We start from the raw sequence: 2,623 nt of genomic DNA on the forward strand, positions 1-2,623 counted from the left end.
GGCGTGCCCAGGTCGTACATCACCATGGCATCGATATTCAGTTCTGGCGAAGTCGGGCCACCGAATTCGTTCATGCCTTTGGCAGCGATGTAGTTGGCGTACCCCTCAAAGGACAAGCCCGTCGAACCAATGGGGATGCCCCATGCTGCGTTGAGCATCGGGTGCGCCTTATAGTGGTAGCGGCTTGTCACCCCAATTGGCTCGTTGCTCTCCCACAGCATCAGCAGGCTGATGTTCAGGAAGCCCGGGACGTCCATCATCATGGTCGGCCCCACCACCAGCATGCGCTTCTTCGACGCGTAGCCCGTATCGTTCTTGGTGTTCCAGTCAAAGCCGGCGGTCAGGCCATAGCCCCGAATCGGCCCTGCCCCGAGGTTCTTGTCGAGGACTTTGCCGATATCGAGCGTGTGGCGATACACGATATAGGCTTCCTGTGCGTTGCTGTCCTTGCTGTCCGACTCCAGCAGATCCACGTTCAAGTAATTCGTGCCGTACTTGTATCCGCTGGCGTGCGTGAAGTTGAAGATGTTCTTGTGAATGCCGTCGCCCACAAACGGTTCGGCGAATTGCGTGCCGTAGCGATAGCCGATCGAGGTATCGCTCCACTCCACCGCGCTCGCATCTGCAGCCGCCATGGATAAGGCGGCTGCCGCCAAGGCGCAAGCTGCGAATTTGCCTACCGTCGCGTTTTTATACGTTGTCATAGTGTTTGATTTCCCCCAGGAATTGACGACAAAAAAATCAAGATGCATCGGCCCGTTCTTCCCGTCCCGAAGGGGATTCGAGTGAACGTCCGGCCAGAACCGGCCTCGACCTCCTCAACCCAAGGCATACGAAGCCTTCTCGGCCAAGGCTACCTTTGAGGTTGACGGGATTGCTTCGCAGGGAGGGTGGCTCAACCCGCCCGCGCAATCGGGGCGAGTCAATGCAACAGCCGTGCCAGTCCAGCGCAACAGCGCTAGCGCACAACAAATTGGCATTTTTGTGACGAAAGGGGCGGAGACTAGCTTGATTACCTCAAGCAGACAAGTCCCCGCGTAGGGCCGATCCGAGAGGCGTTTGCACCGTACTGGCGCGCCAGCCCGCTCAATCGTTCTGCAACACGCGGATATCCACCTCGCGCGTATAGCGCTCAGGCGAAAAATCGCAATACGTCAGGGAAATCGGCACGTCGGCCACGCTATAGCCAATGCGGCGCACCCGCACGAGCGGCACACCCGGCGCCACGTCCAACTCGCGCGCCTGGTATGCGTCGGCAATGCACGCCAGCGCGGCCTCGCGCGAGCGCGCGATGGTCAGATTGGCGCGCTGGAACACCTGCACGAACAGGCGATCCTCAAAGTCCCGCGCCTCCAGCATGGCCGCCAGGCGGGAGGTCAGCCACGTGCGCAGCAGCATGATGGGCGCACCGCCCACCAGCGCGCGGCGCTCCACGTAGGCCACCTGCGCGCCCGGCTCGAGCCCCAAGGCGGTCGCCACGGTTTCGTCAGCCGTTTCCAGGCGGAACGCACTGACGCTATAGGCCGCGCCTGGCACGTATTCGAGCGCGGCATCCGATTGCCCTGGCGCGTACAGCACCGGCCGATGCGGCCCCACCCGGTCGAGCACCACACTGCGCTGCCCGCGCGACCGCCGGAGCAGGCCACGTTGCGCCAATTCATTGAGCGTGCGGCGAGCCGTCAGGCGCGATACGCCGTAGCGCTGGGCCAGTTCATTTTCACTGGGTGCGGTGCTGCCGGCCGGCAGCGCGCCATGCAGGATGTCCAGCCGAATGCGGTCAGCCAGTTCAAGATATTTGGGCAGGCGGGGTGTCATGCCGGACGTTATACAGGAACGCGACAACGGCGGCGCCCCAAAGCAAACGGCCCACCAGATGGCGGGCCGTCTTGCGCGATCACACGAATCAGGCGATCAGGAATTTGTCGCGGTTCTTGCCGATCCAGGCCGGTGCACGGCCGCGGCCCGACCACGTTGCGCCCGTCTTCGGGTCACGGTACTTGGCCGGCACCGGTGCCTTGGCACCCGCGCGGCGGCCGCGACGCGGCGCCAGGCCCACGTCTTCCGCCGTCAAACCGTATTCCGCCACGGTTTGGCGCACTTGCAGAATCACTGCCTCCAACTCTTTGGCCCGTGCGCTTTCAATTTGCTCTTCCAGCTTGGCCTTTTGTGCAACCAATTCCTTGTATGTCGCCATATGCGCTCCCGGTAAAGTTTCGTGTGGATCAGATATTAGTTCAATTGTATTCATAACTGAAATGAAATTTCAACAATTTTTGAGCACCTGCCAATCCAAGGCACATCAAGCTTTGCGCGCCAACATCGGCACCAGGCAAGCTGACGGCAAGCATTCAACCAGAAAGGCAGATTGACACACCGAAATTCCTTACGCATTCATGAAAACCGCTGACCCGCGTCATGCTGCATTTCAGTGCACTCACATTAGCAAGCGCGGATGGGTCTCGCAATGTCAGACGGCCCAAAGCGCGTTCAAAGCAGCCAGTTTGCTGATTGGCCCTCGGATGCGACAAAGATGATTCCGCACCGACCGCGTGGGGGTTTTCTACTGGCTTAGGGATGGTGTTCAAAACTTCCTCCGGCGAGGGCAATCAAAGGAAGGTTCGCA

3 protein-coding genes are annotated in these 2,623 nt (G+C 60.4%); all 3 read right to left on the reverse strand.

Annotated features, from left to right (window positions below):
* Positions 1–635 (reverse strand): outer envelope protein (locus tag QZ609_RS26265; protein ID WP_295501374.1); only part of this gene is annotated, 635 nt, incomplete at its 3' end.
* Positions 636–1,086: 451 nt separating this feature from the next.
* Positions 1,087–1,815: a GntR family transcriptional regulator gene (locus tag QZ609_RS26270; protein ID WP_295501377.1), complete on the reverse strand. Its 729-nt coding sequence runs from the start codon at positions 1,813–1,815 to the stop codon at positions 1,087–1,089.
* Between the two features lie 88 nt (positions 1,816–1,903).
* Positions 1,904–2,194 carry an H-NS histone family protein gene (locus QZ609_RS26275; RefSeq protein ID WP_295501380.1) on the reverse strand — a complete coding sequence of 97 codons (291 nt, stop codon included), beginning with the start codon at positions 2,192–2,194 and terminating at the stop codon, positions 1,904–1,906.
* Between the last annotated feature and the right edge of the window lie 429 nt (positions 2,195–2,623).

It is taken from the genome of uncultured Ralstonia sp. (genome assembly GCA_913056305.1).
Classification (GTDB): domain Bacteria; phylum Pseudomonadota; class Gammaproteobacteria; order Burkholderiales; family Burkholderiaceae; genus Ralstonia.

Excerpts from the sequence above, each read along its gene's own strand:
- QZ609_RS26270 (WP_295501377.1), bottom strand. The coding sequence starts at position 1,815 with ATGACACCCCGCCTGCCCAAATATCTTGAACTGGCTGACCGCATTCGG.
- QZ609_RS26275 (WP_295501380.1), bottom strand. The coding sequence starts at position 2,194 with ATGGCGACATACAAGGAATTGGTTGCACAAAAGGCCAAGCTGGAAGAG.